The sequence below is a fragment of the Roseomonas nitratireducens genome, from assembly GCF_017813355.1.
Classification (GTDB): Bacteria; Pseudomonadota; Alphaproteobacteria; order Acetobacterales; family Acetobacteraceae; genus Neoroseomonas; species Neoroseomonas nitratireducens.
In genome coordinates, this window is the sequence record NZ_JAGIYZ010000002.1 from 84,427 (window position 1) to 109,172 (window position 24,746).

Sequence of the window (24,746 nt, forward strand, 5' to 3'; positions counted from 1 at the left end):
GATGAGCCGAGCGACCGCGAGCCAGACCGCCGGGCCCTACTGGCATCTGATCGACTTCCCCGAATGGGCCGACCTGCTGCGACCTGGAGGCCCCAATGCCGATGCCGCGGGCGAGCGCATCGCGCTGACCGGCACCATCACCGACGGTGCCGGCGCTGTCGTGCCCGATGCGATGGTCGAGATCTGGCAGGCGGGTCCGGATGGTCGCTACGACGGCGCTTTCCATGGCTTCGGCCGCTGCGCGACGGATGCGGGCGGGCGCTTTCGCTTCGTCACGCTCCGGCCCGGCGCGGTGCCCGGGCCAGGCAACGCGACGCAGGCCCCGCATGTGATGATCACCATCTTCGCGCGCGGACTGACGCGCGGCGTTTCCACGCGCGCCTACTTCGCGGGCGACGCGCTGCTGGCCGAGGATCCGATTCTCTCGCTGGTGCCGGACGCGCGCCGAGGCACGCTGCTGGCGCAACCTGCGGGTGCAGGCGAATGGCGGCTCGACATACGGCTGCAGGGGGATGGCGAGACGGTCTTCTTCGAGGTCTAGTCGCGCTGCGTCGCAGCATGAATGCGTGCATTGCCGACTGCGCTTCCTTCGTGCCAGCATCCCTTCAGCCGTCGAAGACGGCGGGGAGTGGACGCACAGGAATGATGACGGCGCTGACGCAGCGACCGATCCCTGATCGCAGATGGGCCGCGGCGGAATGACCGTCCGTGCCTTCTCCCTGTTTCGGAAACATCCCGGCGGGAGGAAGCGCGCGTGAAGCCGACGGACATCTCGTCCCCGGACCACTTCCACAAGGTCGTCGATTGCCAATGGGCGTGTCCGGCCCATACGCCCGTCCCGGAATACATCCGGATGATCGCGGCGGGACGCTACGCCGACGCCTACATGGTCAACTGGCACTCCAACGTCTTCCCGGGGATTCTCGGCCGTACCTGCGACCGGCCCTGCGAACCCGCCTGCAGGCGCGGCCGCGTCGAGGAGGAACCCGTCGCGATCTGCCGCCTGAAGCGGGTCGCGGCCGACAACAAGGGCGATGTCTCCGGCCGCATGCCGCCGATCCCGAGCGAGCGGAACGGCAAGCGAATCGCCTGCATCGGCGCCGGACCTTCGAGCCTGACCGTCGCGCGCGACCTCGCGCCGCTCGGCTACGAGGTCCATGTCTACGATGCCCAGGCCAAGGCCGGCGGCTTCATCCGCCAGCAGATCCCGCGCTTCCGCCTGCCGGAGGAAGTGATCGACGAGGAATGCGGCTACATCCTCGACCGCGGCGGCGTCGTCACGCATTTCAACCGCCGTATCGATAGCCTCAAGGAGCTGCTCGAGGAAGGCTATGACGCGGTCTTCGTCGGTTCCGGCGCGCCGCGTGGCCGCGAGCTCGACGTGCCGGGCCGCCGGGAAGCCGCGGCCAACATCCATCTCGGCATCGACTGGCTCGCCTCCGTCTCCTTCGGGCATGTGAAGTCGGTTGGCCGGCGCGTGATCGTGCTGGGCGGCGGCAATACGGCGATGGATTGCTGCCGATCCGCCCGCCGCCTGGGCGGGGAGGATGTGAAGGTCGTCGTCCGCTCCGGCTTCGAGGAGATGAAGGCCAGCCCCTGGGAGAAGGAGGACGCGATGCAGGAAGGCATCCCGATCCTCAACTTCCTCGTCCCCAAGCGCGTGCTGCATGACGATGGCCGCCTGACCGGCATGGTCTTCGAGAAAGTGGCCGCGCAATACGACGAGAAGGGCCGCCGCAACCTGCTGCCGACCGGCGAGCCCGAGGTGGTCATCGAATGCGACGACGTGCTCGTCGCGATCGGGCAGGAGAACGCCTTCCCCTGGATCGAGCGCGACGCCGGCGTGGAGTTCGACCGCTGGGGCATGCCGAAGCTCGACCCGAAGACGCTGCAGTCGACCAATCCGAAGGTCTTCTTCGGCGGCGACGCGGCCTTCGGCCCCAAGAACATCATCTGGGCCGTGGCGCATGGGCATGAAGCCGCGGTCTCCATCGACCTGCTCTGCCGCGGGGCGGCTGTGGCGGACCGCCCGCCGCCCGACACGCGGCTCGCGAGCCAGAAGATGGGCATCCACGAATGGGCCTATGACAACGCGGTCTCGCCGGACCTGCGCTACAAGGTGCCGCACATCCCGCCCGAGAAGGCGCTGCGCGACATCACCGTGGAGGTCGAGCTCGGCTTCGACAGGGAGATGGCCTATCTCGAGGCCGAGCGCTGCCTGAACTGCGACGTGCAGACGGTGTTTTCCGCCAAGCTCTGCATCGAATGCGATGCCTGCGTGGACATCTGCCCGACCGACTGCATCACCTTCACCGACAATGGGGAGGAGGATGACCTGCGCACGCGCCTGAAGGCGCCCGCGGTCAACCTCTACCAGGACCTGTACGTGCAGGACGGGCTCAAGACCGGCCGCGTCATGGTGAAGGACGAGGATGTCTGCCTGCATTGCGGCATGTGCGCCGAGCGCTGCCCGACAGGCGCATGGGACATGCAGAAGTTCCTGCTCGAGACCGCGAAGCCGAAGGCGCACGCATGCCACAGCCGATAGTCGCGACGAACGACTTCGTCGTAAAATTCGCGAACGTGAACGGATCGGGCTCCGCATCCGCCAACGGGCTCTTCGCGAAATCCGTCCTGCGCATGGGCGTGCCCATCGCGTCGCGCAACATCTTCCCATCCAACATCCAGGGCCTGCCCACCTGGTTCGAGGTGCGGATCTGCGAGGCGGGCCACATGGGCCGGCGCGGCGGCGTCGACATGATGGTCGCGATGAACCCGCAGACCTGGGACCGCGACGTGGCCGAGATCGAGCCCGGCGGCTACCTGTTCTACGATTCGACGCGCCCGATGCCGCGGTCCCGCTTCCGCGACGACATCACCGTCATCGGCGTGCCGCTGACCGAGATCACCAACGCCGCCTATTCCGATCCGCGGCAGCGGCAATTGTTCAAGAACATCGTCTATCTCGGCGCGCTCTCCGCGCTGCTCGACATGGATGTGGAGGCGGTGAAGGGCGCGATCGCCGCCCAGTTCAAGGGCAAGGAGAAGCTGATCCCGGCCAACTTCGCGGCGCTCGAGATGGGGCGCGGCTGGGCGCAGGAGAACCTCGCCTGCCCGATCGGGCTGACGCTGAAGCGAGCGGACGCAGTCGGCGATCGGATCTTCGTGGATGGCAACCAGGCCGCCGCACTCGGCGCCGTCTATGGCGGCGCGACGGTCTGCGCCTGGTATCCCATCACGCCCTCCACCTCGCTCGCCGAGGCCTTCGAGAAGTACTGCAACCGGCTGCGCAAGGACCCGGAGACGGGCGCCAAGCGCTTCGCGATCGTGCAGGCCGAGGACGAACTCGCCTCCATCGGCATGGTGGTCGGCGCGGCCTGGAACGGGGCGCGGTCCTTCACCGCCACCTCGGGGCCGGGCATCTCGCTGATGCAGGAATTCCTGGGGCTCGCCTATTTCGCCGAGATCCCGGCGGTGGTCTTCGACGTGCAGCGTGCGGGGCCGTCCACCGGCATGCCGACGCGGACCCAGCAATCCGACCTGCTGTCGGCGGCCTATGCCAGCCATGGCGACACCAAGCATGTCCTGCTGCTGCCCGAGGATCCGGCGGAATGCTTCGCCTTCGGCGCGGACGCCTTCGACCTCGCGGACCGGCTGCAGACGCCGGTCTTCGTCATGCTCGACCTCGACATCGGCATGAACGACTGGCTGTGCGCGCCCTTCGCCTGGGATCCCGCGAGGAAGATGGACCGCGGCAAGGTGCTCGATGCCGCGGGCCTCGACGCGGCGGCGTCCTTCGGGCGCTACCTCGACGTGGATGGGGACGGCATTCCCTATCGCACCTGGCCCGGCACGCACCCCGAGAAGGGCGCCTTCTTCACGCGCGGCACCTCCCGCGACCGCTATGCGCGCTACACCGAGGAAGGCGCGCCCTATGTCGACAACATGCAGCGCCTGCTGCGCAAGTTCGACACGGCGAAGTCGATCGTGCCGCACCCCGTCGCCATTCCGGCGAAGGAGAAGGCGCGGGACGGCGTGATCTTCTACGGCTCATCCGCCGCCGCGATGCGGGAAGCGCTCGCGGCGCTGGAAGCGCAGGGCATCCACCTCGACGCCCTGCGCATCCGGGCCTTCCCCTTCCACCAGGACGTCGCCGCCTTCGTCGCGGCGCATGACCGCGTCTTCGTCGTCGAGCAGAACCGCGACGCGCAGCTGCGCACGCTCCTGGTCAACGAGGAGGAGATCGACCCGGCGAAGCTGATCCCCGTGCTGCACTACGACGGCACGCCGATCACCGCCCGCTTCATCCAGGCTGCCATCGCCGAGCGCGCATCGGCGGCCAACATCCTGCCCTTCCGCAAGGCCACGCCATGAGCTACCTGCCGAAGCCCAAGCTTCACCATCCGAAGCTGCCGACGAACGCGATCGGCCTGACGCGGCGCGACTATGAAGGCGCGATCAGCACGCTCTGCGCCGGCTGCGGGCATGACTCGATCAGCGCGGCGATCATCCAGGCCTGTTTCAACCTCTCCCTGCCGCCGCATCGCATCGCGAAGATGTCGGGCATCGGCTGTTCGTCCAAGACGCCGACCTACTTCCTGGGCGCGGCGCACGGGTTCAATTCCGTGCACGGGCGCATGCCGTCGGTGCTTACGGGCGCCTATCTGGCGAACCGGGACCTCGTCTATCTCGGCGTGTCGGGGGACGGGGATTCGGCCTCGATCGGCTTCGGGCAGTTCGCGCACAGCATCCGCCGCGGCGTGAACATGACCTACATCGTCGAGAACAACGGCGTGTACGGGCTGACCAAGGGGCAGTTCTCCGCGACCTCCGACCTCGGGTCCGTCGCCAAGAAGGGCACGGTGAACACCGACCAGCCGATCGACCTGGCGGCCATCGCCGTGCAGCTCGGCGCGACCTTCGTGGCGCGCTCCTTCTCCGGCGACAAGGACCAGCTCGTCCCGCTGATCGAGGCCGCGCTGCTGCATGAGGGTGCGGCCTTCCTCGACGTGCTCAGCCCCTGCGTCGCCTTCAACAACCACGCCGGCAGCACGAAGTCCTACGACTACGTGCGCGAGCACAATGACGCGCTGAACAAGCTCGACGTGATGCTGAAGCGGGACGAGATCACCGTCTCCTACGCGCCGGGCGAGGTCACGGAGGTCACGCAGCATGACGGTTCGCTGCTGCGCCTGCGCAAGCTGCATGCCGGCCACGACCCGACCAACCGCGCCTCCGCCATGCATCACATCCTGGAGCGCAAGGCGGCGGGGGAGATCGTGACGGGGCTCATCTACGTGGAGCCCAATCCCTCGGCGTTGCATGAGCATCTCGGCACGGTGCCTGGGCCGTTGAACGCGCTGGGCGATGCGGATCTTTGCCCCGGCGTCGACGCGCTCGAGCGGATCAACGCAAGCCTGCGCTAGGGCCGTGCCCCGCCACCTTCCCCTGTTTCGCGACCGGCGCGATGCGGGGGAAAGGCTGGCGCCTTTGCTGCGCGACCTCAACCTGGACCGTCCGCTGGTCTTCGCCTTGCTGCGCGGCGGGGCCGCGGTCGCCGCACCGATCGCGGCGGCGCTCGGCGCGCCGCTCGTGCCGCTGCTGGTGCGCAAGCTCGGCGTCCCCTGGCATCCGGAACTCGCCTTCGGTGCCCTGGCCGAAGGGATGACGGAACCGGTGCTGAACCGGGACATCGTCGCCTCCTGCGGCCTGACGGTCGCCGACATCGCGCGCGTCGAGGCGTCGGAGGCGGCGGAACTCGAGCGCCGCAGCCGCGTGTACCTTGCCGGTGGCGCGCGCCCCGATCCGCGCGGCCGTCCCGCAATCCTCGTCGATGACGGCCTGGCGACCGGCGCCAGCGCCCGGGCCGGCTTGCGGGCGCTGCGGGCGGCAGGCGCCGCGCCTCTCATCCTCGCCGTGCCGGTCGCGCCGCAGGAGGCGATCGACGCGCTCGCGCCCGAGGCGGACCGGCTCGTCGTCGCCGAGGTCGCGGACATCCCCTTCGGCATCGGTGGCTGCTACGCCGATTTCCACCAGCTGGGCGACGAGGAGGTCGTCGCGCTGCTCAGAGGAACTTGCTGACCACGTCCGTCGAGGACCGCACGCCGATATCGTCGAAATGGGCGGCCAGGAAGGCATCCGCCCGCGCGACGCCGAGTTCGCGCAGGTGGCGCAGGAAGCCGATGCTGCCGTTCATCTTCGAACTCGCGTTGAAGGCGGCGAGTTCCTCCTCCGCATCCACGCTGTGGATGAGGCAGCGCATGTACTTCCCCGCCGGAAGGTCGCCCCGGTCGATCAGGTCCGTCACGAAGCGGATCATCCGCATCTCGCGCATCAGCGACGAATTGAAGGCGAGGGTGTTCATCCGGTCGACGATGGCGCGGATGTCGCGCGGCACCTCGGGGATGTTGATCGGGTTCAGCTGCACGATCACGATGTCGGCCGACCCGCCCATGTAGATCAGCGGGAAGATCGGCGGATTGCCGCAATAGCCGCCATCCCAGTAGTGCTGGCCCTCAACCTCGACGGCATGGTGCAGCAGCGGCACGCAGGCGGAAGCCATCACCGCCGCCGCGGTCATCTCCGCACGTTCGAACACGCGCAGCCGGCCCGTCAGCACGTTCGTCGCGCAGACGAACAGCCCGGGGCCCGCCGCCGCGCGCAACCGCTCGAAATCGACCATCGCCTCGATATGCTCGTGCAGCGGATTGCCGTTCAGCGGGTTCAGCTCGTATGGCGAGAACTGCCGCATCAGCACGTCCGCCATCCGCCAGGCCGGCGAGAAATCCATGTTGCCGGCGCTGAACATCATGTCGATGGGCGTCGGCTGGATGGGCGAGAGGGTGAACATCCCGCCCACGCCTTCCCAGAAGGTGTCGAGCCGGCGGCGCGCTTCCGCCGCGCCGCCGGCGATCAGCCCGTCGACCACGACGGCGGCGTTCATCGCGCCGGCGCTGGTGCCGACCACGGCCTCCACCTCCAGCCGGTCATCCGCGAGCAGCCTGTCCAGCACGCCCCAGGTGAAGGCGCCGTGCGATCCGCCGCCCTGCAGCGCCAGCTTGATCCGCTTGCGGTTGGCCTTGGCCATGCCGGGCTACTTGCTCTCGAGCCGCGTGACGGGCGACCAGCCAGGGGGCGGCCCGCCGGGATGCCGTGCGAGCCGTTCCGCATAGGCGGCCAGGAGAGGGTCCCGTGCCGGATCGCCCGCCTCGCGGAACGCCTCGGACGCGCGGGCGAACTGCCCGGCGCGGAACGCCCGGATCGCGTCGCCCCAGGCGGGCAGGCGCGCGACCAGCGCGGGGTCGGCGAGCAGCGGCCGGTCCCGCTCCTCCGCCGCGACGGAGAGCCCGACCAGCTCATGCACTTCCAGCGGGTCCTGCGTGCCCTTCGCCAGCACCAGGTCCACCGGGCGGAAGACGAAGGCGCTGCCGGCGCCGATGCGCGTCTGCTCCGAGACCAGGATCTGCGTGCCGTACATCTTGTTCATGCCTTCGAGGCGGGAGGCGATGTTCACCATGGATCCAATCGCCGTATAGGCCATGCGGTCGGACGATCCGACATTGCCCACCACCGCATCACCGCTGTGCACGCCGAAGCGCGTGTGCAGGCGCGGCCAGCCGCGCGCGGCGAAATCTTCCTCCAGCCGCAGGGTCAGGCGGCGCGCGTGCAGCACCGCGTGGCAGGCATGCATCGCATGCGCCAGGTCCCGCTTCGGCGCGTTCCAGATCGCCATCACCGCATCGCCGATATACTTGTCGATGGTCGCGTGGTGCTGCAGCAGGTCGTCGGTCAGCGCCTGGAAGTAGGAGGAGGTGATGCGCATCAGCTCCTCCGGGTCCATTCGCTCGGCGATGCTGGTGAAGCCCTGCACGTCGCTGAACATCACCGTCAGGCGCCGCCTTTCGCCGCCAAGCTCGGCCTCCGCGCCCTCCGCCATCAGCTTGCGGACGAGATCGCGCGGGACATAGACGCTGAACAGGCGGAGCGCCGACTTCATCCCCTCCATTGCCGTGGCGAGGTTCTGCACCTCCGCCACCGCGCCGCCCGCGGCCGGGGAGGGATCCAGATCGAGCCGGCGCACGCGGTCGGCCTCCTGCTCGAGCAGCGCGAGGGACCGTCCGATCCGGCGCGCGATCAGCAGCGCGCCGCCGATGCCGACGATTGCGCCCGCGCCGGCGAGCACCAGCGCTGCGAGCGGCGCGCCGCCCGTGGTCTGCGCCGCCGTGAGAACGAGCGCGCCGAGCATCAGCAGCGAGACCACCGCGACAAGTCCGCAGAGAAGCAGGGGCAGCCTGGGCCCGCCCGGCGCGTGCTGACCCGCGCTCATCCGCCCCGCCCCGCCTGGGCGAGCAGCGCCGCCGCATCGGCGGCGTCCATGGCATCGAGCGCCGCCGCCGCCGCTTCCGCCGAGCCTGCCCCAAGCTGCCGCGCCACGGCCGCATAGGCCGCGATCTGCGCGTCGCGCGCGGCGTCGAGGCCGAGCGCCTGCGCGGCCTCGGTCGGCTGGGGCAGTGTCCGCAGCAGCCCGATCCGCGCGGCGTGGGATGCGACCGAAGCCGCGTCGGCTTGCCCCGCGGCTGCGAGTTCGCGCGCGAGGCGACGGGCGAGCGGCATGCCGAGCGTGGGCAGGGTGCTGGCGAAGAGGTCGGCTTCCCGCGCGAGCCGGCAGGCAAGATCCGGCGCTTCCGCTTCCTCCCACGGCCAGGTGGTGGCGAGGATGATGCGGCCGATTTCCGCGCGGCCCTGCGCGTCCACGCCGCAGATTGCCGCGACCTCGTCGGCCGCCGCGGCGGAACGGCGCTCGAGCTCGCCGCGCGGGCCGCCGGCGGAACCGTCATGCAGCAGGTCGTGGCCGGCCATCGCGGCGACGGCGCGCGCCGCCCCGCATGCGTCGAGCAGGCCGAGCCGCCGCGCCGCGCCCGCGAGCCAGCCCATGGCGAGGATCGCCTCCGCCTGATGATGGCGGTCGTGATAGGCGGGTTCCTGCCCGGGCGGGAAGGATGCGCCGTGGCGCTCGACCAAGCTCGCCAGGGCGAGCGCGGCGCGACCTTCCGGCGTCATCGTCGCGTCCGGGCCCGCGGCCTCATGCAGCGCGGCGCGCGTCGCGGCCTCCACTGCCGGATCGCCGTCGCGGCGCGCGAGCAGGAAGGCCTCCGCCGCGGCGAGCGCGCGCGCCGGCGATCCCTCGTCGATCGCGAGTCCGATCACGCGCGGTGCGCTGCCGGCGGGCGTGCCCATGGCCTCCGTCGAAGGCGGTCGCATGCAGTCTAGACCGGGCGATGCGGGGGCGGGGAAGCCCCTGCGTCACACCCGGCGTCTTCGTGTCAGGCGACCGCCGCCGCCTTGGGGCCAAGGCCGAGCGTCGTGCGCATGCGCCCGAGCATCTCGCGGGCCTTGTCGCCGAGTTCCTCGTCGGGCCCGGCGACATGCTCGACCGCGGCCAGCGCCTTGCGGCGGTCGGCGGCCGAGGGCAGCAGCTTCGGCAGGGCGGCGAGCGCTTCCTCCCGCATCAGCGTCACGATCACCGTCTGCTCGCGGATGACGGCCTGACGGGCGGCGGCGCTCATGCCGACGAAGGGTGCCTCGGTCGTCAGCAGCGTGTTGGACCGCGCGAGGCGCGACCGGCGCACGCCGCCGCGCGCATCGGCGAGAAGGATCATCATGCGGATCACCGCTTCCGCGTAGCCGCCCGTGGCGACCCGCGCGCGGGCCTCCCCATGATGCGCGGGCTCGACGGAAACGGAACGGCGGGCGGCCTCTGCCTCGGCGGCCGTGTCGTCCCCGGTCACGCCGACGGCCGCGAGGCCGCCATAGATCGCGTGGAAGGCAGTCTCCATCCAGCCGTCGCGGACATCGCGCCAGGCGTCGAGGCTGCGCTCGACCCCGTCCGCCCAGGCCTTCTCCAGCGCCACGAAGGGGTTGTCGGCGGCCGCCGGCGCGCGGTGCTGGCGGGCCATGTTGGCCATGGCGCGCACCGGCATCATGAAGGGGTTCATGTCGCTGAACATGTAGCGGCGCGTACGCATCGGGCTGAGCTGCCGGCGCGCCTCGGCCCCCGCCTCGGTCGCCATCTGGCGCACGAGCGGGGAGACCAGCACGTCATACAGGTGCTGGTTCATCTCGGAGATCTTGGCGACGGCCGGGAAGGCCTCGTTGCTCGCCTCGCCCGAGAGGGTGCGGATGTCGGCGATCTTCCGCTCGACGAGCTCGACCTGCCATTCCTCATTGGCGCCGGAGCCGCCATGGCCGGTGATCATCATCTCGTAGAGCCCGGGGGCGACGGCCTCGATCATCTCGAGCGTCGTCGCGATCTCGCTGTGCTCCTTCTTCGCCACCGCGCCGGAGACGAAGATGCCGAGGTGCCCGATCTGGTCGTGCACCAGGTAGACGATCGTCTGGCCGAGCGACTTGATCTCCTGCTCGTCGCGATAGACGTCGGCGATCCAGCGCAGCGCCTGGCCCGGTGGGGTGATGTTGTCGCCGGCCGAGGCGAAGACGATGACCGGCGCCTTCACCTCGCGCATGTTGAAGGTCTCGCCGCCACCGGAGGCGATGGTGCCGGAGGAGAAGCGGTTGCCGATGAAGAGGTTGTCGACGATCCAGCGGATCTCGTCGCTGGTCATCAGGAAGTAACCGCCCCACCAGCGCTCGAATTCCAGAAAGCGGTCGGCCTCGCTGTCCACCTTGGAGTAGAGGTCGAAATACTTCTTGAACCAGGTGTTACCCGGGGAAAGGCTCTCGAAGTTCGCGACCAGGGAGGCGCCGTCGAACTTGCCGTTGCCCAGGTCCGCCATCAGCGCCGCCGGCCAGCCGCCGCCCGCGAGGCCACCCAGGTAGCGCATCGGGTTGCGCCCCTTCTCGCCGGCCCAGTAGGACAGCGGCGCGCCGTTGAGCACCAGCGCGCCGACGGCATCCGGCGCCGCGGCGCCCAGCATCATCGTCGCCCAGCCGCCCTGGCAATTGCCGATCACGACGGGCTTCGGCGCCTTCGGATGATCCTCCGCGATGCGCGTGAGGAAGGTCGCCTCCGCCGCCGTCACGTCGAGGATCGTCTGCCCCTTCTCCGGCTCGCGGAAGAAGATGACGAAATAGACCGGATGGCCTCGGCGCAGCGCGACGCCCACCTGGCTGTCCGACTTGAAGCCGCCGATGCCGGCGCCGTGGCCCGCGCGCGGGTCGATGATGACGAAGGGGCGCAGCTTCGCGTCGGTCGGCAGGTAGTCGGCGGGCGGGACGATCCGCACCAGCGCGTAGTTGACCGGGCGCGGCAGGGTGCGCCCGTCCACCACCGTCTCGAAGTCGAAGACGAGCACCGGCGGGCAGCCGGCGCGCTCATGCTCGACGAAGTTGTTCCCCGCTTCCCGCATCACGTCCCAGAACAGGATCAGGCGCTGCGCGGCGTCGGTGGCGTAGGCCTGCGCATCCTGGGCGAGCGCCGCGGGCGTGCGCGCGAAGCGCGCGGCGAGGTCCTTCGCGGCTTCCCCGGCGGCGGCGCCGGGGGCGGACGGCATGAGGGCCGCGGCATGACGGCCCGTCACATCCGTCAGGGCGCGCACCTGGTCCAGGATCCGCGCCGTCGTTTCGGCGGCCTTCTCGATCATTTCGCGCGCCGGCGAGGAGGGCAGGGGGGGCATGGCGGTAACTCCCGTCTCTGGGGTTCTTCTGCGCCCGGCGGCAGGGCGGTTCAAGCCTTATTGCTGCGCCGCAGCAAGTCGAGGACATGCCGCGCGATCATGCCTTCCTCATCCGTCTGTCGCACCAGGACCCGGGTCGCGGCCCCGGGGGGCGAGATGACCGGCGCGTTGGCCGCGTTCCGCTCCGGATCGACCGCGATGCCGAGGAAGCCGAGCCCCTCGCACACCCGGGCGCGGATCCCGCGCGCGTTCTCCCCGATGCCGGCGGTGAAGACGAGCGCGTCGATGCCGCCGAGCGCCGCGGCCAGCGCCCCGACTTCCCGCCGCACGCGCCAGCAGAAATGGGACAGCGCCTGGGCGGCGCGCGGGTCGTCGCTCGCCTCGAGGTCCCGGACATCCTGGCTGATGCCCGACATCCCCTTCAGCCCCGCATTGCCGTAGAGGAGCTTCTGGACGTCCTGCAGCGCCAGCCCCTCGGTGCCGAGCAGGTGCAGCAGCACGCCCGGATCGATCTGCCCGCTGCGCGTGCCCATCGGCACGCCGTCGAGCGCGGTGAAGCCCATCGTGCTGTCCACGCTGCGCCCGCCATGCATCGCGCAGAGCGACGCGCCGTTGCCCAGATGCGCGACGACGACGCGCCCGGCGGCGAGCGCCGGATCCTCCTCCGCCAGCCTGCGCGCGATGTATTCGTAGGACAGGCCATGGAAGCCGTAGCGCCGGATGCCGCGGGCGTAGAATTCGGGCGGCAGGGCGAAGGTGTCGGCCTCCCACGCATGGGCGCGGTGGAAGGCGGTGTCGAAGCAGGCCACCTGCGGCACGCCGGGGAAGCGTTCGGCCGCCGCGGCGATGCCGGCGAGGTTGTGCGGCTGGTGCAGGGGCGCGAGCGGCGCGAGCTCCCGCAGCCTCTCCATCACCGCGACATCGACCAGCACCGGCGCGGCGAGGTCCGGCCCGCCATGCACCACCCGGTGGCCGATGGCGGCGACGCGCCGGCCGGCCAGCACGCCGTCCAGCCAGTCGATGATGACGCCGAGCGCGGCGCGGTGGTTGGCGGGCGCCCCGCCATCGTCCCAGCGCCGGTCGGCCAGCCTTGCGCCGGCGGCATCCTTCGCGACGAAATGCGGCGCCGCGCCGATGCCCTCGACCTGCCCGGCAAAGCGCGCGACCGGCGCCCCGGCCACCTCGAACAGTTCGAACTTGATCGAGGAGGAGCCGGCGTTGAGGACGAGGATCGCATCGCGCTCGTTGATCATGCGCCCATCTCCGCCAGCCGCGAGCGGCCGGTGCGCCGCCAATGGCCGTAGAGCACGGCGAGCGCCGAGGACATCAGCCGCGCATGCTCGTCATCCGCCCGGCTGGTCAGCATCACCGGCACCTTCGCGCCGAGCACGATCCCGCCCGTATCGGCCTGCGAGAGGAAGACGAGCTGCTTGGCCAGCATGTTGCCCGCTTCGAGGTTCGGCGCGATCAGCACGTCCGCCCGCCCGGCGACCATCGAATGGATGCCCTTGGTGCGCGCCGCCTCCAGGTCCACGGCGTTGTCCATGGCGAGCGGCCCGTCCACCAGCCCGCCCTTGATCTGCCCGCGCTCGGCCATCTTGGCGAGGGCGGCGGCATCCACGGTGGAGGGGATGGCCGGGTTGATCGTCTCGACCGCGGAGAGGATGCCCACGCGCGGTTCCACGATGCCGATGGCGCGCGCGAGGTCGATCGCGTTCTGCACGATGTCCGCCTTGGTCATCAGGTCGGGCAGGATGTTGATGGCCGCGTCCGAGATGATCATCAGCCCCTCGTGCCCCGGGATGTCGAGCACGAAGGCGTGGCTGATCCGGCGGCCGGCGCGCAGGCCGCCGTCGGATTTCGTGACGTGGCGCAGCACCTCGTCGGAATGGATGTTGCCCTTCATCACCGCCTCGGCGCGGCCCTCATGCACCAGGCAGACGGCGCGGGCAGCGGCGTCATGCGCATCGCCCACCGGGTCGATCGCGACACCCGCGAGATCCCAGCCGATCTTCGCGGCCGCGGCGCGGATCTCGGCCTCGGGCCCGACGAGGATGGGCGAGATCAGGCCTTCCTTCGTCGCCTCCCACGCGCCGCCGAGGGAATTCTCGTCGGTCGGCGCGGCGATGGCGGTGGGCATGGGCGGCAGGTCGCGGCAGGCTTCCAGCAGGCGATGGAACTTTCCGCGCGGCACCAGGGTGAGTTCGGGGATGGCGACGCCGTCGGTGACGATGCGGTTCTGCGGCGGGCTGATCTCCGCCGTGCCGTCGGCGACGAGCGCGCCGTTCTCCTTCTCGAGCCGGCAGTCCATCACCAGCATGTTGCCCGGCAGCTTTTCCCGCACCGTGACCGTCGCGATCACCGCCTCCCCGGCCTGCACCCGGTTGTGAAAGCGGAGGGTCTGCGAATGGTAGACCGTCCCCGGGCCCGGCAGCCGGTTGCCGAACACCGCCGAGAAGAGCGAGCCGCACCACATCGCCGGCGCGACCGGCAAGCGGCCCGTCTCCTGTTCCGCCTCGCCCGGGATGTGGACGGGGTTCAGGTTGCCCGAGGCATGGGCGAAGACGATCAGGTCGTTCGGCGTGCAGACGCGCGTGATGCTGGCGCTGTCGCCTTCCTTGATGTCGTCCCAGGACCGGCCGACGAGCGCGGGGGCGGTGATCGTCACAGGGGCATCTCCGGAATGATGTCGGGCAGGATGAGGCGGGCGGTGGTGGCGGCGAGGATCTCCTCCACCGTCACGCCCGGCGCGCGTTCGCGCAGGACGAGGCCCTCCGCGGTGGGCTCGATCACCGCGAGGTCGGTGACGACGAGGCTGACCGGCCGCGCGGCCGTCGGCGGCAGCGTCAGTTCGGGCACGATCTTCGCCTCCCCCTTCGCCGCATGCTGCATGGCGACGACGACGCGCTTGGCGCCGGCGACGAGGTCCATCGCCCCGCCCATGCCCGCGACCATGCGCCCGGGCACTTTCCAGTTCGCCAGGCGCCCCTTCGCATCCACCTGCAGCCCGCCGAGCACCGTCATGTCGAGATGCCCGCCGCGGATCAGCGCGAAGGAGGTCGCGCTGTCGAAGGCGAAGGCGCCGGGCAGCGCGCTGATGAAGCCGCCGCCGGCATCGGTCAGGTTCGGATCCTCCATCCCCTCGGGCGGACGGGCGCCGAAGCCGATGATGCCGTTCTCGCTCTGGAAGGCGACGAGCATCCCGGCGGGCACGTGGTGCGCGACCAGGGTCGGCAGGCCGATGCCGAGGTTCACCAGCGTGTTGTCGCGCAATTCGCGCGCAACGCGGCGCGCGATGATCTCCTTCGCGTCCATCTCACTGCGGCCTTTCGACGAGGTGGGTCACGAGGATGCCGGGCGTGCGGACGTGGTCGGGCGGGATGACGCCGATCGGCACCACCTCGTCGGGCTCGGCGATCACGATGTCGGCGGCCATCGCCATCACCGGGTTGAAGTTTTGCGCGGTCAGCCGGTAGGTCAGGTTGGCGTAGTAGTCGGCCTCGTAGCAGTGCAGCAGCGCGACATCGGCGCGCAGCGGCGTCTCCAGCAGGAAGTCGCGGCCATCGACGGTCACGACCTGCTTGCCGTCCGCGACGCTGGTGCCGAGCCCGGTGGGCGTGAGCACGCCGCCGAGGCCGGCGCCACCGGCGCGGATGCGTTCGGCCAGAGTCCCCTGTGGGACGAGGTCCACCTCCATCTCGCCCGCCAGCATCTTCTGCTGCGTCACCGGGTTGGTGCCGATATGGCTGACGATCGCCTTCGCGACGCATCCCGCCGAGACAAGCCTGCCGATGCCGAGGTCGGGCCGCCCGGTGTCGTTGCCGATCACCGTGAGGCCCTTGGCGCCGCGCGCCACCAGCGCGTCGATCACCCGGCGGGGGGAGCCCACGCCGAGGAAGCCGCCGATCATCACGCTCGCCCCGTCGGGCACCAGCGCCGCCGCCTCCGCGGCCGTGAGAGCCTTGCGCCGCATCGTTCAGGCCACGTTGTGCAGGCCGGCGTCGACATAGATCGTGTCGCCCGTCATGCCCGAGGATGCGCCGCCGACGAGGAAGGACACGACGCGCCCGACCTCGGCGATGTCGACCAGGCGATGCTGCGGCGCGCGTTCCTGCGCCATCTGCACGAGCTCGTCGAACTGCGCGATGCCGGATGCCGCGCGGGTCTTGAGCGGGCCGGGGGAGACGGCGAAGGCACGGATGCCCTTCTCCCCCAGCTCGGCCGCGGCGTAGCGCACCGAGGCCTCCAGCGCCGCCTTCACGGGCCCCATCATGTTGTAGTTCCCGACTACCTTGTCGGCGCCGTAGTAGGACATGGTGACCAGCACGCCGCCCCTGTCCATCAGCGGCTCCGCCAGCTTCGCCATGCGCAGGAAGGACCAGCAGGACACGTGCATGGCCTGCGCGAAGCCCTCCGCGCTGCAATCCACGACGCGGCCGTGCAGATCCTCCCGCGGGGCGAAGGCGATGGAGTGGATCACGAAGTCGAGCCGGCCCCATTCCCGGGCGATGCGCTCGAACAGCGCCTCGAGTTGCCCGGGCTGCTGCACGTCGAGCGGGGCGACGATCTCGGCCTGCAATTGCTCGGCCAGGGGGCGGACATATTTCTCCGCCTTCTCGTTCAGGTAGGTCACGGCAAGGTCGGCGCCGAAGGCGCGCAGCTTCACCGCGCAGCCATAGGCGATGGAACTGTCGTTCGCGACGCCGACGACGAGGCCACGCTTGCCCTTCAGCATGTCTCCCACGCGGCTGGCCGGGTCCCAGACGGTCGGCAACGGGTCGATCGGGCGTGGCTGCTCGGTCACGGGCGCTCTCCATTGGGCGGAGGCGAAGCGATGGCACGCGCGCCGCCTTCCCCCGTTGACGTAGATCAGATCGGCGGCCGCCGCAGCAGAAGTTTGTGCGTCGCACCAAAGGGCCACGGGCGCAGGGTTGCGTGGCGGCCGCGCCCGGCCGAAGGTGCCGCCCGCGCGTGAAGAGGAACCGCCATGTACATCGAACACCGGCAATACACCTTCCATCCCGGCAAGCAGCCGCAATGGATCGAGGCCTTCGGGAACCACGGCTTCCCCTCCTCGGTCCGCACGCTCGGCGCGCCCTCCCTCGGCACCTTCACGGCCGAGGTCGGCCCGATCAACCGCTTCGTCTTCATGCGCGGCTGGGATGACATCGACACCCGCGACGCCGGCCTCGCCGCCCGGGAAGCCGACCCCCAATGGGCCGACTTCAAGAAGGCCTCCGCCGGCTGCCTGATGGCGCAGGAGGTGAAGTTCCTGAAGCCGACCTCCTTCTCCCCCATCCAGTCCGCGAAGGATTTCGCCTTCAAGCGGGAGATCGGCGGGACGGGGATGATCGTCGACCACCGCACCTATGATTTCCATCCGGGCAAGATGCCGCTCTGGCTGAAGGCTTACGAGGAACTCGGCCTGCCGGTGCAGAAGCGGCTGCTCGGCCAGTTGCTGATGTTCGGCGTGACCGAGATCGGGCCGATCAACCAGGTGGTGTTCTGCTGGCTCTACGAAGGCTTCGGCGATCGCGACCGGCGCCGCAGCGCCATGGCGAACGACCCGCAATGGCAGGAGTTCGGGAAGGTCGTGGGCGGCCTCGGCGCGCTGAAGCAGCAGACCGTCATGGCGCTGAAGCCGACCGCCTTTTCCGTCGTGAAGTGACGCGGCGACCGGGCGGGGCTTCGGTCCCGCCCGGACCGCACCGGCCTGGACAGCACCCCGATGACCCTTCCCATTCCCGAGGCGGGCGCCGCGACGCGGGCGGAAATCCTCGACTGGCTCGACCGCTTCGCCGCCTGCGTGCGCGATGTCGACTTCCGGTCGGCCTACCCCTTCTGGCACGACGACATCGTCATCTTCGGCACCTTCCAGGAACTGGTCCGCAGCCGGCAGGCCTGGACCGACACGCAATGGTCCAACGTCTGGCCGCGCACGAAGGAGTTCACCTTCGACCTGGGCAATACCGAGGTGCTGGCCTCCCCGGACGGGGCGATGGCCATCGCGATCACGCCCTGGACCAGCATCGGCTGGCATCCCGACGGGCGGGAATTCGACCGGCCCGGCCGCGCGACCATCGTGCTGCAGAAGCAGCCGGATGGGCGCTGGCTTGGCGTGCACAGCCACATGTCGCTCGGTCGCGGCGTGCCGCAGGACAGCCACGGCGCAAGGCCGATCAAGGCGCGCTGACCGGCGGCCAGCGTTAAATCGCGGACGGAATGGCTGCGCTTCATTCCCGCTTAAGGCCCTGCGGCGAGGATGCTCTACCGCCCGCGTTGCAGGACCCATGCTGGACACACCCCGCCTGCCGGAGATCTCCGCCGCCGACCGGTTCCTGACCTTCGCCTTCGCGGCGGCGGAACTCCTGGTCGAGACGGATGCGCATGGGCGGATCACCTTCGCCGAGGGCGCCTTCCGCGCGCGCTTTGGCAAGCCCGGCACCGAATTCATCGGCCGGAAGGTCACCGACCTGGTGGCGCGGGAACTCCGCTCCGGCCTTGGCACGGCACTCGAACTGCTGGCCGCGACGGGCCGGCTCCGGCCGACCGCCATCCGCCTGTCGGATGCAGGGCGGGCCCCCTTCAGCATCGCGGGGCTTGCCGCGCCCGGGCGAACCGGACGCTTCTGCCTGACCCTGGCACCCCTGCCGCATGAACTGCCGGGCGGACCCATGCCCGGCGGTCCGGGGCTCGCCCGGGCGGCGGAGGACCTCATGCGCGCGGGGGACTCGCCTGGCGCCGTCACGCTCATCGAACTGACCGGCGATGGCGGGCCGATCGCCCCGCGGCCCGAACTCGCGGCGCGAATCCAGGAAGCGATCGCGCAGGGTGGCGGCGCGGGCTCGATCGCGACGGACCTCGGCCCCGGGCGCTACGGCCTGGTCAAGGGCGACGCCATGCCGGACCTCGGCGCGCTCGCCAACCAGGTGGCGGGGCTTCTCGCGCGCCATGGCCTGCCGGGACGCGTCGGCACCCGCGCGCTGCCGCTCGCCGACCAGGGGCTGAACCCCGTCCAGGCCACGCGCGCGCTGCGCTTCGCGCTGTCCGCCTTCGCCCGGGGCGGGGAGGCGGAACTCGCCAAGGCGGGCTTCGCCGGCGGCCTTGCCGGCTTCGTCGCCAGCGCCGCCGAGCGCGCCGCCGGCCTCCGGCGCACCATCGAGGAACGCCGCTTCCGGCTCGCCTTCCAGCCCATCGTCCTGCTCGCCGACCGCACGCCGCACCATTACGAGGCGCTGCTGCGCCCCATCCCGACCCCCGGCACGCCCTTCGACCAGGCCTCCGAATTCATCGCCCTGGCCGAGACGGTCGCGCTCTCGGAAGACCTCGACTGGGCCGTGGTCGAGACCGCCTGCGAGGCGGCGCGGGCCGCGAGCGGGGCGCGCATCGCCTGCAACCTCTCGGGCCTGTCGCTGCAATCCCCGCCCTTCCGGGAAAAGCTCTGCGCCATGCTGGCCGCCATTCCGGAAGTCGCCCGGCGCCTGCTGGTCGAGATCACGGAAACCGCCGAGATCGAGGACGAGGCCGAGGCGCGGCGCACCGTGGACGCGCTGCGCGAACTCGGCCTGCCCATCTGCATCGACGATTTCGGCGCCGGGTCCGCCGCCTTCCGCTACCTGCGCGCCTTCCGGGTGGATTTCGTGAAGGTCGACGGGACCTATGTCGCGAACGCGCTGGAAAGCGAGCGGGACCGCGGCTTCATCGCCGCCATGGTCGACCTCGCCCGCGCCGTCGGCGCCCAGGTGGTCGCCGAGCGGATCGAGACCGAGGCCGAGGCGGCCCTGATGCGCGACCTCGGGGTCGCCTTCGGCCAGGGCTACCTGTTCGGCCGGCCAGGGGCGCTGCCCGGCGGCTGACCGCGCCCGGCGCTTGCCCTTCCGCGCCGGCCGGCGCAGGAAGCGACGGCCATGACCGAGCCCGCCCCGCCGCGCCTTGCCGTGGTGATCCCCTGTTACAACGAGGCGCCCAACGTCGCGCCCATGGTCGCGCGCCTGGACGCCGCACTCGCCGGCATCGCCTGGGAGGCGATCTTCGTCGACGACGACAGCCCGGACGGCACGGCCGCGCGCGCCAAGGCCATCGCCGCACGGGACTCGCGGGTGCGCTGCATCCGCCGGATCGGCCGGCGCGGCCTCGCTTCGGCCTGCGTCGAGGGTATCCTGTCGACTGCCGCGCCCTTCGTCGCCGTCATCGACGGCGACCTCCAGCACGACGAGACGATCCTGCCGCGGATGCTCGCGGCGCTCGAATCGGGCGCCGCCGAGATCGCGGTCGGCAGCCGCAATGTCGAGGGCGGGGAGATGGGGGAGGGGTTGTCGCCCGTCCGGCGGCTCGTCTCAAACGCCGGCGCGGCGCTCGCCAACGCCGCGCTGCCGGTGAAGGTGGCCGACCCGATGAGCGGCTTCTTCGCCCTGCCGCGCGAACTGTTCGAGGAGATGGCGCCCCGACTGACCGCCACGGGGTTCAAGATTCTGCTCGACATCCTGCTCTCGGCTGGGCGGCCGCTTCAGGTGGCCGAGATCCCCTACACCTTCCGCGCCCGGGAAGCGGGGGAAAGCAAGCTCGACGCCACGGTGCTGCTGGAATTCGCCGGGCTGCTGGCGGACAAGGCGCTGGGCGGCATCGTGCCGCTGCGCTTCATGGCCTTCGCGCTGGTGGGGGGCATCGGGGTGCTGGTGCACTTGGCCGTGCTCGGGCTGCTGCACGGGGTCGGGCCGGTAGGCTTCGGCGCGGCGCAATGGGCCGCGACCCTGGTCGCCATGACGGCGAACTTCCTGCTCAACAACCGCATCACCTATCGCGACCGGAAGTTGCGCGGGCCGCGGCTGCTGCGCGGGCTGGTGCTGTTTTACGTCGTGTGCGGCATCGGCGCCGTCGCCAATGTCGGCATCGCCGGGCTGCTGGTGCGTGACGGCGTCGCGGGCTGGGGCGTGGCCGGGGCCGCGGGGGCGGCGCTGACGGTGGTGTGGAACTACGCCGTTTCCTCGACGCTGGTCTGGCGGCCGCGCTGATGCCCTGGCTGCTGGCGCTGGCCGCGCTGACGCTGCTGCGCCTGTGGCTCGCCGCGATCCTGCCGCTGGCGCCGGACGAGGCCTATTACTGGGTCTGGTCGAGCGGGCTGCAGGGCGGCTACCTTGACCATCCGCCGATGGTGGCGATCTTCATCCGCGCGGGCACCCTGCTGGCGGGGGAGACGCCGCTCGGGGTGCGGCTGCTGGGGCCGCTCTCGCTCGCGCTCGGTTCCCTGCTGCTGATGCGCGCGGCGGAGGACCTGTTCCCCGGCCGCCGCGCCGGCCCCTGGGCGGCCGCGCTGCTGAACGCGACGCTGCTGGCCGGCGTCGGCGCCATCGCCATGACGCCGGACACGCCGCTGCTGTTCTTCTGGACGGCGACGATCTGGGCGCTGGCGCGGCTGCACGCGACCGGGGATGGCCGCTGGTGGCTTGTCGCGGGCCTGCTGGCGGGCCTTGCGCTGGCCAGCAAGTACACCGCGGCGCTGCTGGGCCTGGGCATCCTTTTCTGGCTGCTGGCCGACCCGGCCATGCGGCGCTGGCTGCTGCGCTGGCAGCCCTGGGCGGGCGGGGTGCTGGCGATGCTGGCCTTCGCGCCGGTCATCGCCTGGAACGCCGCCAATGGCTGGGCGTCCTTCGCCAAGCAGGGCGGCCGCGCGGGCGACGGTGATGGCGATGTCGGCGACGCGCTGCGCTACCTCGGCGAACTGATCGGCGCGCAGGTCGGGCTCGCGACGCCGCTCGTCTTCCTGCTGTGCGTCGCGGGGGCGGCGGCGGCGGCGCGGCAATGGTGGCGCGGGCGCGATGCGGCGGCGCTGCTGCTGGCGGCGCTGATCCTGCCCGGCGCGGCGATCTTCCTCTGGCAGGCGACGGGCAGCCGGGTACAGGGCAATTGGCCGGCGATCCTCTATCCGGCGGCGGCCATCGCCGCGGCGGCGCTGCTCGCCGCGCCGCGCTGGATGCGGCTGCGCGTGCCTGCCCTCGTGCTTGGCGGCGCGATGACCGGGGCGGTCTATCTCCAGGCCGCGGCGGCGCCGCTGCCGCTGCCGCGCGGGGCCGACCCGACGCTCGCGCGCCTGGCCGGGTGGGACGCCTTCCTGGGCGATGTGGAGGCCGCCGCGGCGGCGCAGGGCGCGGCCTTCGTCGCGGCCGAGGAATATGGGCTCGCTTCCGTCCTGGCCTTCGGCCTGCCGCCGGGGCGCGTGGTGGTGGCGATGGACGGGCGGTGGCAGCATTTTTCGCTCCCCACCCCGCCGGCGGGCGTAACCGGCCTGCTGGTCCGCAGCGAAAGACGGGGGGAATGGCCGCCAAACTGGCCCGGGGCGGAACCCATCCCGGGCGAGGACGGTCGCCTGGTCCGGCGGCGCGGCGGGGTGACGGCGGAGGCCTATCGGCTCTGGCGCGTGGTCCCGGCGCCGGGCCAGCCCCCGGCCGCGGTCCTGCCGCGGTCCGGAGGAGGTTGAAACAGCGGGGAAAGGCCCGATTTCCCGGGCAGTAGGGAGTATCGCCGATGCCGATCCGCATTCCTCGCGGCTGGGAGATTCCGGAAAGCCGCGTCACGCCGGAACACCTCGTGTTCGGGCGCCGCAAGGCGATCGGCCTGGGCGCGGCCATATTCGGCGCCGCCCCCGCGGCGCTGGCGCAGGGCACGCTCGCCCCGCTGCCGGCCATGCGCAACACGCGCTACGCGCCGGGCCGCGACATCACCGCCGAGCGCGAGGCGACCACCTTCAACAATTTCTACGAATTCGGCAGCCACAAGACGATCAGCCGCGAGGCCCAGCGCCTGCCGCAGCGCCCCTGGACCGTGAAGGTCGAGGGCATGGTCGAGACCCCGCGCGAATTCGGCATCGAGGACCTGCTGACCACCATGCCGCTCGAGGAGCGGGTCTACCGCCTGCGCTGCGTCGAGGCCTGGTCGATGGTCGTGCCATGGACGGGTTTCCCGCTCTCGGCGCTGCTCGGCGTGGTCAAGCCGCTCGCCTCCGCCCGCTACGTCGTCTTCGAGACGGCGGCGATCCCCTCCGTGATGCCTGGGCTCCGGCAATCCTGGTACCCCTGGCCCTATATCGAGGGCTGCACCATCGCCGAGGCGGCGAACGAACTCTCGTTCATGGTGGTCGGCGCCTACGGCAAGCAACTCGCGCCGCAGAATGGCGGCCCGATCCGCTTCCACCAGCCCTGGAAATACGGCTTCAAGGCCGGCAAGAGCCTGGTGCGGATCACGCTGACGGACCGCCGCCCGGTGTCCTTCTGGGAACGCATCCAGCCGCAGGAATACGGCTTCTGGGCCAATGTGAACCCCGAGGTGTCGCACCCGCGCTGGAGCCAGGCCAGCGAACGCGTGATCGGCACGAATGAGCGCATCCCGACGCGGCTGTTCAACGGCTACGGGGATTTCGTGGCGGACCTTTACACCGGCCTCGGGAACGAGCGACTTTGGGCCTGAGATGGTCCTCAAGACAGTCGCACTGCTGTTCTTCGCCTCGGCACTGATGCTGGCGCTCACGCTTGGCGCGTGGTGGCCGCTCGGGGCGCTGCTGTTCCGAATCAATCCCGCGGCGCTGAACAGCTTGCAGGCGGGGGTGCAGCGATACCTCTTTCCCGAACTCTGGGACGGGCTGTTCGTGCCGCTGCTGAACACGCCGGCCTGGGTGCTGCCGGCGCTGATCGGCGCCTGCTTCCTTCTCGCCGCGTCGCTTCGCCCGGGCCGGGGCTGAAGGGATGCCGCAGGCGCGGCTCCTCCTCGTCGAGGATACCCTTTCGCTCGCGACGCTCTATCGCGAATACCTGCGCGGGGAGGGGCATGCGATCCAGCACGCCTCGACGCTCGGCGCGGCGCGGGAGGCGCTGGCGGAACGACCCCCGGATGCCGTGCTGCTCGACCTCCGCCTGCCCGACGGCGATGGGCTCGGCCTGCTCGCGGAAATCCGCGCGGCGCCCAATCCGCCGCCGGTCGTAGTGATGACCGCGCATGGCTCCGTCTCGGTCGCGGTGGATGCGATGCGGGCCGGCGCGTCGGACTTCCTCGTCAAGCCCTTTCCGGCCGAGCGCCTGGTCGTCACCGTCGCGAACGTGCTGGAACGCGCCGCGCTGCGGCGGGAAGTCGCGACGCTGGCCGCCGGCGCGCCGCGCGGGGGCTTCGCCGGCTTCATCGGCGCCGCGCCGGCCATGCAGACCGTCTATCGCATCCTGGAGAACGCCGCGCCGTCGCGCGCGACGGTCTTCGTGACGGGCGAGAGCGGCACGGGCAAGGAACTGGCCGCGGAGGCGGTCCACGCGCTGTCGCCACGGTCCGGCGGCGCCTTCGTCGCGCTGAACTGCGCCGCCATCCCGAAGGACCTGATCGAGAGCGAGATCTTCGGCCATGTGCGCGGCGCCTTCACCGGCGCGGTCGCCGACCGCCCGGGCGCGGCGCGGGCGGCGGATGGCGGCACGCTGTTTCTCGACGAGCTGTGCGAGATGGACCTAGCGTTGCAGGGCAAGCTGCTGCGCTTCATCCAGACCGGCAGCTTCGTGCCGGTGGGGGCGAGCAAGCCGCTGCGCACGGATGTCCGCTTCGTCTGCGCGACCAACCGCGACCCGCTCGAGGAAGTGCGCGCCGGCCGCTTCCGCGAAGACCTCTACTACCGCCTGCACGTGGTTCCGGTCGCCCTGCCGCCGCTGCGCGAGCGGGGGGAGGACGTGATCCTTCTCGCCGACGCCTTCCTTGCCCGCAGCGCGGCCGAGGAAGGCAAGCGCTTCGCCCGCTTCGCCCCGGATGCGCTGGCGCTGCTGCGCGCGCATCGCTGGCCGGGCAATGTTCGGGAACTGGAGAACGCCATCCGCACCGCCGTCGTGCTGCACGATGCGGAGGAAGTGACGGCCGCCATGCTGCCCGTCACGGTCCATGGCGGCGCGGCCCCGCCCGCGGCCGCGCCCGGCGGACGCGCGAGCGACCCGGCGCGCCGCATCCGCCCGCTTGCCGAGGTGGAGCGGGAGGCGATCGAGGAAGCGGTGCGCCTGTGCGGCGGCAACATCCCGAAGGCGGCGGCCTTCCTGGGCGTCAGCCCTTCCACGCTCTATCGCAAGCGGGAAGCCTGGGGCGGCCAGCGCGGCTGAG

Annotated in this window: 22 protein-coding genes; 13 read left to right on the forward strand and 9 right to left on the reverse strand. The window is 71.0% G+C overall.

From position 1 onward, the window contains the following. Position 1 precedes the first annotated feature (1 nt). The 5 genes from pcaG to J5Y09_RS02820 all read left to right on the forward strand — a co-directional run bounded on the left by pcaG (position 2) and on the right by J5Y09_RS02820 (position 6,081). A complete protein-coding gene (gene pcaG / locus J5Y09_RS02800; RefSeq protein ID WP_209350233.1) occupies positions 2 to 541 on the forward strand; it encodes a protocatechuate 3,4-dioxygenase subunit alpha in 540 nt (179 codons plus the stop codon). Positions 542 to 754: 213 nt separating this feature from the next. After that, the gene (locus J5Y09_RS02805) at positions 755 to 2,548 is read left to right on the forward strand and encodes an FAD-dependent oxidoreductase (RefSeq protein WP_209350234.1); all 1,794 of its coding nucleotides are present in this window, start codon (positions 755 to 757) and stop codon (positions 2,546 to 2,548) included. After that, positions 2,533 to 4,374 carry a 2-oxoacid:acceptor oxidoreductase subunit alpha gene (locus J5Y09_RS02810; protein ID WP_209350235.1) on the forward strand — a complete coding sequence of 614 codons (1,842 nt, stop codon included), beginning with the start codon at positions 2,533 to 2,535 and terminating at the stop codon, positions 4,372 to 4,374. Before J5Y09_RS02805 ends, J5Y09_RS02810 begins: the two co-directional genes overlap by 16 nt. Continuing rightward, positions 4,371 to 5,426, forward strand: coding sequence for a 2-oxoacid:ferredoxin oxidoreductase subunit beta (locus J5Y09_RS02815; RefSeq protein ID WP_209350236.1), 1,056 nt, complete (start codon positions 4,371 to 4,373; stop codon positions 5,424 to 5,426). Before J5Y09_RS02810 ends, J5Y09_RS02815 begins: the two co-directional genes overlap by 4 nt. Positions 5,427 to 5,430: 4 nt before the next feature. Continuing rightward, a complete protein-coding gene (locus tag J5Y09_RS02820; protein WP_342451392.1) occupies positions 5,431 to 6,081 on the forward strand; it encodes a phosphoribosyltransferase in 651 nt (216 codons plus the stop codon). Here the strand turns inward: J5Y09_RS02820 and J5Y09_RS02825 are convergent. The 9 genes from J5Y09_RS02825 to fabI all read right to left on the reverse strand — a co-directional run bounded on the left by J5Y09_RS02825 (position 6,065) and on the right by fabI (position 16,437). Continuing rightward, positions 6,065 to 7,087, reverse strand: coding sequence for a patatin-like phospholipase family protein (locus J5Y09_RS02825; RefSeq protein ID WP_209350238.1), 1,023 nt, complete (start codon positions 7,085 to 7,087; stop codon positions 6,065 to 6,067). The two genes, J5Y09_RS02820 and J5Y09_RS02825, sit on opposite strands and share 17 nt — an antisense overlap. Positions 7,088 to 7,093: 6 nt before the next feature. Further along, positions 7,094 to 8,326: an adenylate/guanylate cyclase domain-containing protein gene (locus tag J5Y09_RS02830; protein ID WP_209350239.1), complete on the reverse strand. Its 1,233-nt coding sequence runs from the start codon at positions 8,324 to 8,326 to the stop codon at positions 7,094 to 7,096. Then, positions 8,323 to 9,237 (reverse strand): hypothetical protein, encoded by a 915-nt coding sequence (locus J5Y09_RS02835; protein WP_209350240.1) that lies wholly within the window; start codon positions 9,235 to 9,237, stop codon positions 8,323 to 8,325. Before J5Y09_RS02835 ends, J5Y09_RS02830 begins: the two co-directional genes overlap by 4 nt. An 86-nt stretch (positions 9,238 to 9,323) precedes the next feature. Continuing rightward, on the reverse strand, positions 9,324 to 11,633 hold the full coding sequence (locus tag J5Y09_RS02840) for a DUF3141 domain-containing protein (protein WP_209350241.1): 2,310 nt from the start codon (positions 11,631 to 11,633) through the stop codon (positions 9,324 to 9,326). A gap of 50 nt (positions 11,634 to 11,683) precedes the next feature. Continuing rightward, positions 11,684 to 12,886, reverse strand: coding sequence for an acetate/propionate family kinase (locus tag J5Y09_RS02845; protein WP_209350242.1), 1,203 nt, complete (start codon positions 12,884 to 12,886; stop codon positions 11,684 to 11,686). After that, a complete protein-coding gene (locus J5Y09_RS02850) occupies positions 12,883 to 14,301 on the reverse strand; it encodes a bifunctional enoyl-CoA hydratase/phosphate acetyltransferase (RefSeq protein WP_342451393.1) in 1,419 nt (472 codons plus the stop codon). Before J5Y09_RS02850 ends, J5Y09_RS02845 begins: the two co-directional genes overlap by 4 nt. Then, a complete protein-coding gene (locus J5Y09_RS02855) occupies positions 14,298 to 14,948 on the reverse strand; it encodes a 3-oxoacid CoA-transferase subunit B (RefSeq protein WP_209350243.1) in 651 nt (216 codons plus the stop codon). The genes J5Y09_RS02850 and J5Y09_RS02855 overlap by 4 nt, the downstream gene beginning before the upstream one ends. A 1-nt stretch (position 14,949) precedes the next feature. Continuing rightward, on the reverse strand, positions 14,950 to 15,606 hold the full coding sequence (locus tag J5Y09_RS02860; protein WP_209350244.1) for a CoA transferase subunit A: 657 nt from the start codon (positions 15,604 to 15,606) through the stop codon (positions 14,950 to 14,952). 3 nt (positions 15,607 to 15,609) lie between these two features. Further along, the gene (gene fabI, locus J5Y09_RS02865) at positions 15,610 to 16,437 is read right to left on the reverse strand and encodes an enoyl-ACP reductase FabI (RefSeq protein ID WP_432761226.1); all 828 of its coding nucleotides are present in this window, start codon (positions 16,435 to 16,437) and stop codon (positions 15,610 to 15,612) included. 183 nt (positions 16,438 to 16,620) lie between these two features. On the opposite strand from fabI, the gene J5Y09_RS02870 reads away from it, so the two are divergent. The 8 genes from J5Y09_RS02870 to J5Y09_RS02905 all read left to right on the forward strand — a co-directional run bounded on the left by J5Y09_RS02870 (position 16,621) and on the right by J5Y09_RS02905 (position 24,745). Next, positions 16,621 to 17,301, forward strand: coding sequence for an NIPSNAP family protein (locus J5Y09_RS02870; RefSeq protein WP_209350245.1), 681 nt, complete (start codon positions 16,621 to 16,623; stop codon positions 17,299 to 17,301). A gap of 60 nt (positions 17,302 to 17,361) precedes the next feature. Continuing rightward, the gene (locus tag J5Y09_RS02875; RefSeq protein WP_209350246.1) at positions 17,362 to 17,826 is read left to right on the forward strand and encodes a YybH family protein; all 465 of its coding nucleotides are present in this window, start codon (positions 17,362 to 17,364) and stop codon (positions 17,824 to 17,826) included. Between the two features lie 97 nt (positions 17,827 to 17,923). Next, positions 17,924 to 19,489, forward strand: a complete 1,566-nt coding sequence (locus tag J5Y09_RS02880) for an EAL domain-containing protein (RefSeq protein ID WP_209350247.1) — start codon at positions 17,924 to 17,926, stop codon at positions 19,487 to 19,489. 51 nt (positions 19,490 to 19,540) lie between these two features. After that, on the forward strand, positions 19,541 to 20,644 hold the full coding sequence (locus tag J5Y09_RS02885; RefSeq protein ID WP_209350248.1) for a glycosyltransferase: 1,104 nt from the start codon (positions 19,541 to 19,543) through the stop codon (positions 20,642 to 20,644). After that, a complete protein-coding gene (locus tag J5Y09_RS02890) occupies positions 20,644 to 22,107 on the forward strand; it encodes a glycosyltransferase family 39 protein (RefSeq protein WP_245216788.1) in 1,464 nt (487 codons plus the stop codon). The genes J5Y09_RS02885 and J5Y09_RS02890 overlap by 1 nt, the downstream gene beginning before the upstream one ends. A 47-nt stretch (positions 22,108 to 22,154) precedes the next feature. Then, the gene (msrP, locus tag J5Y09_RS02895) at positions 22,155 to 23,093 is read left to right on the forward strand and encodes a protein-methionine-sulfoxide reductase catalytic subunit MsrP (protein WP_209350249.1); all 939 of its coding nucleotides are present in this window, start codon (positions 22,155 to 22,157) and stop codon (positions 23,091 to 23,093) included. Between the two features lies 1 nt (position 23,094). Continuing rightward, entirely contained in the window at positions 23,095 to 23,364 is a 270-nt protein-coding gene (locus tag J5Y09_RS02900) for a hypothetical protein (protein ID WP_209350250.1), read from the forward strand. Positions 23,365 to 23,368: 4 nt separating this feature from the next. Further along, positions 23,369 to 24,745 carry a sigma-54-dependent transcriptional regulator gene (locus J5Y09_RS02905; RefSeq protein WP_209350251.1) on the forward strand — a complete coding sequence of 459 codons (1,377 nt, stop codon included), beginning with the start codon at positions 23,369 to 23,371 and terminating at the stop codon, positions 24,743 to 24,745. The last annotated feature ends 1 nt before the right edge of the window (position 24,746 follow it).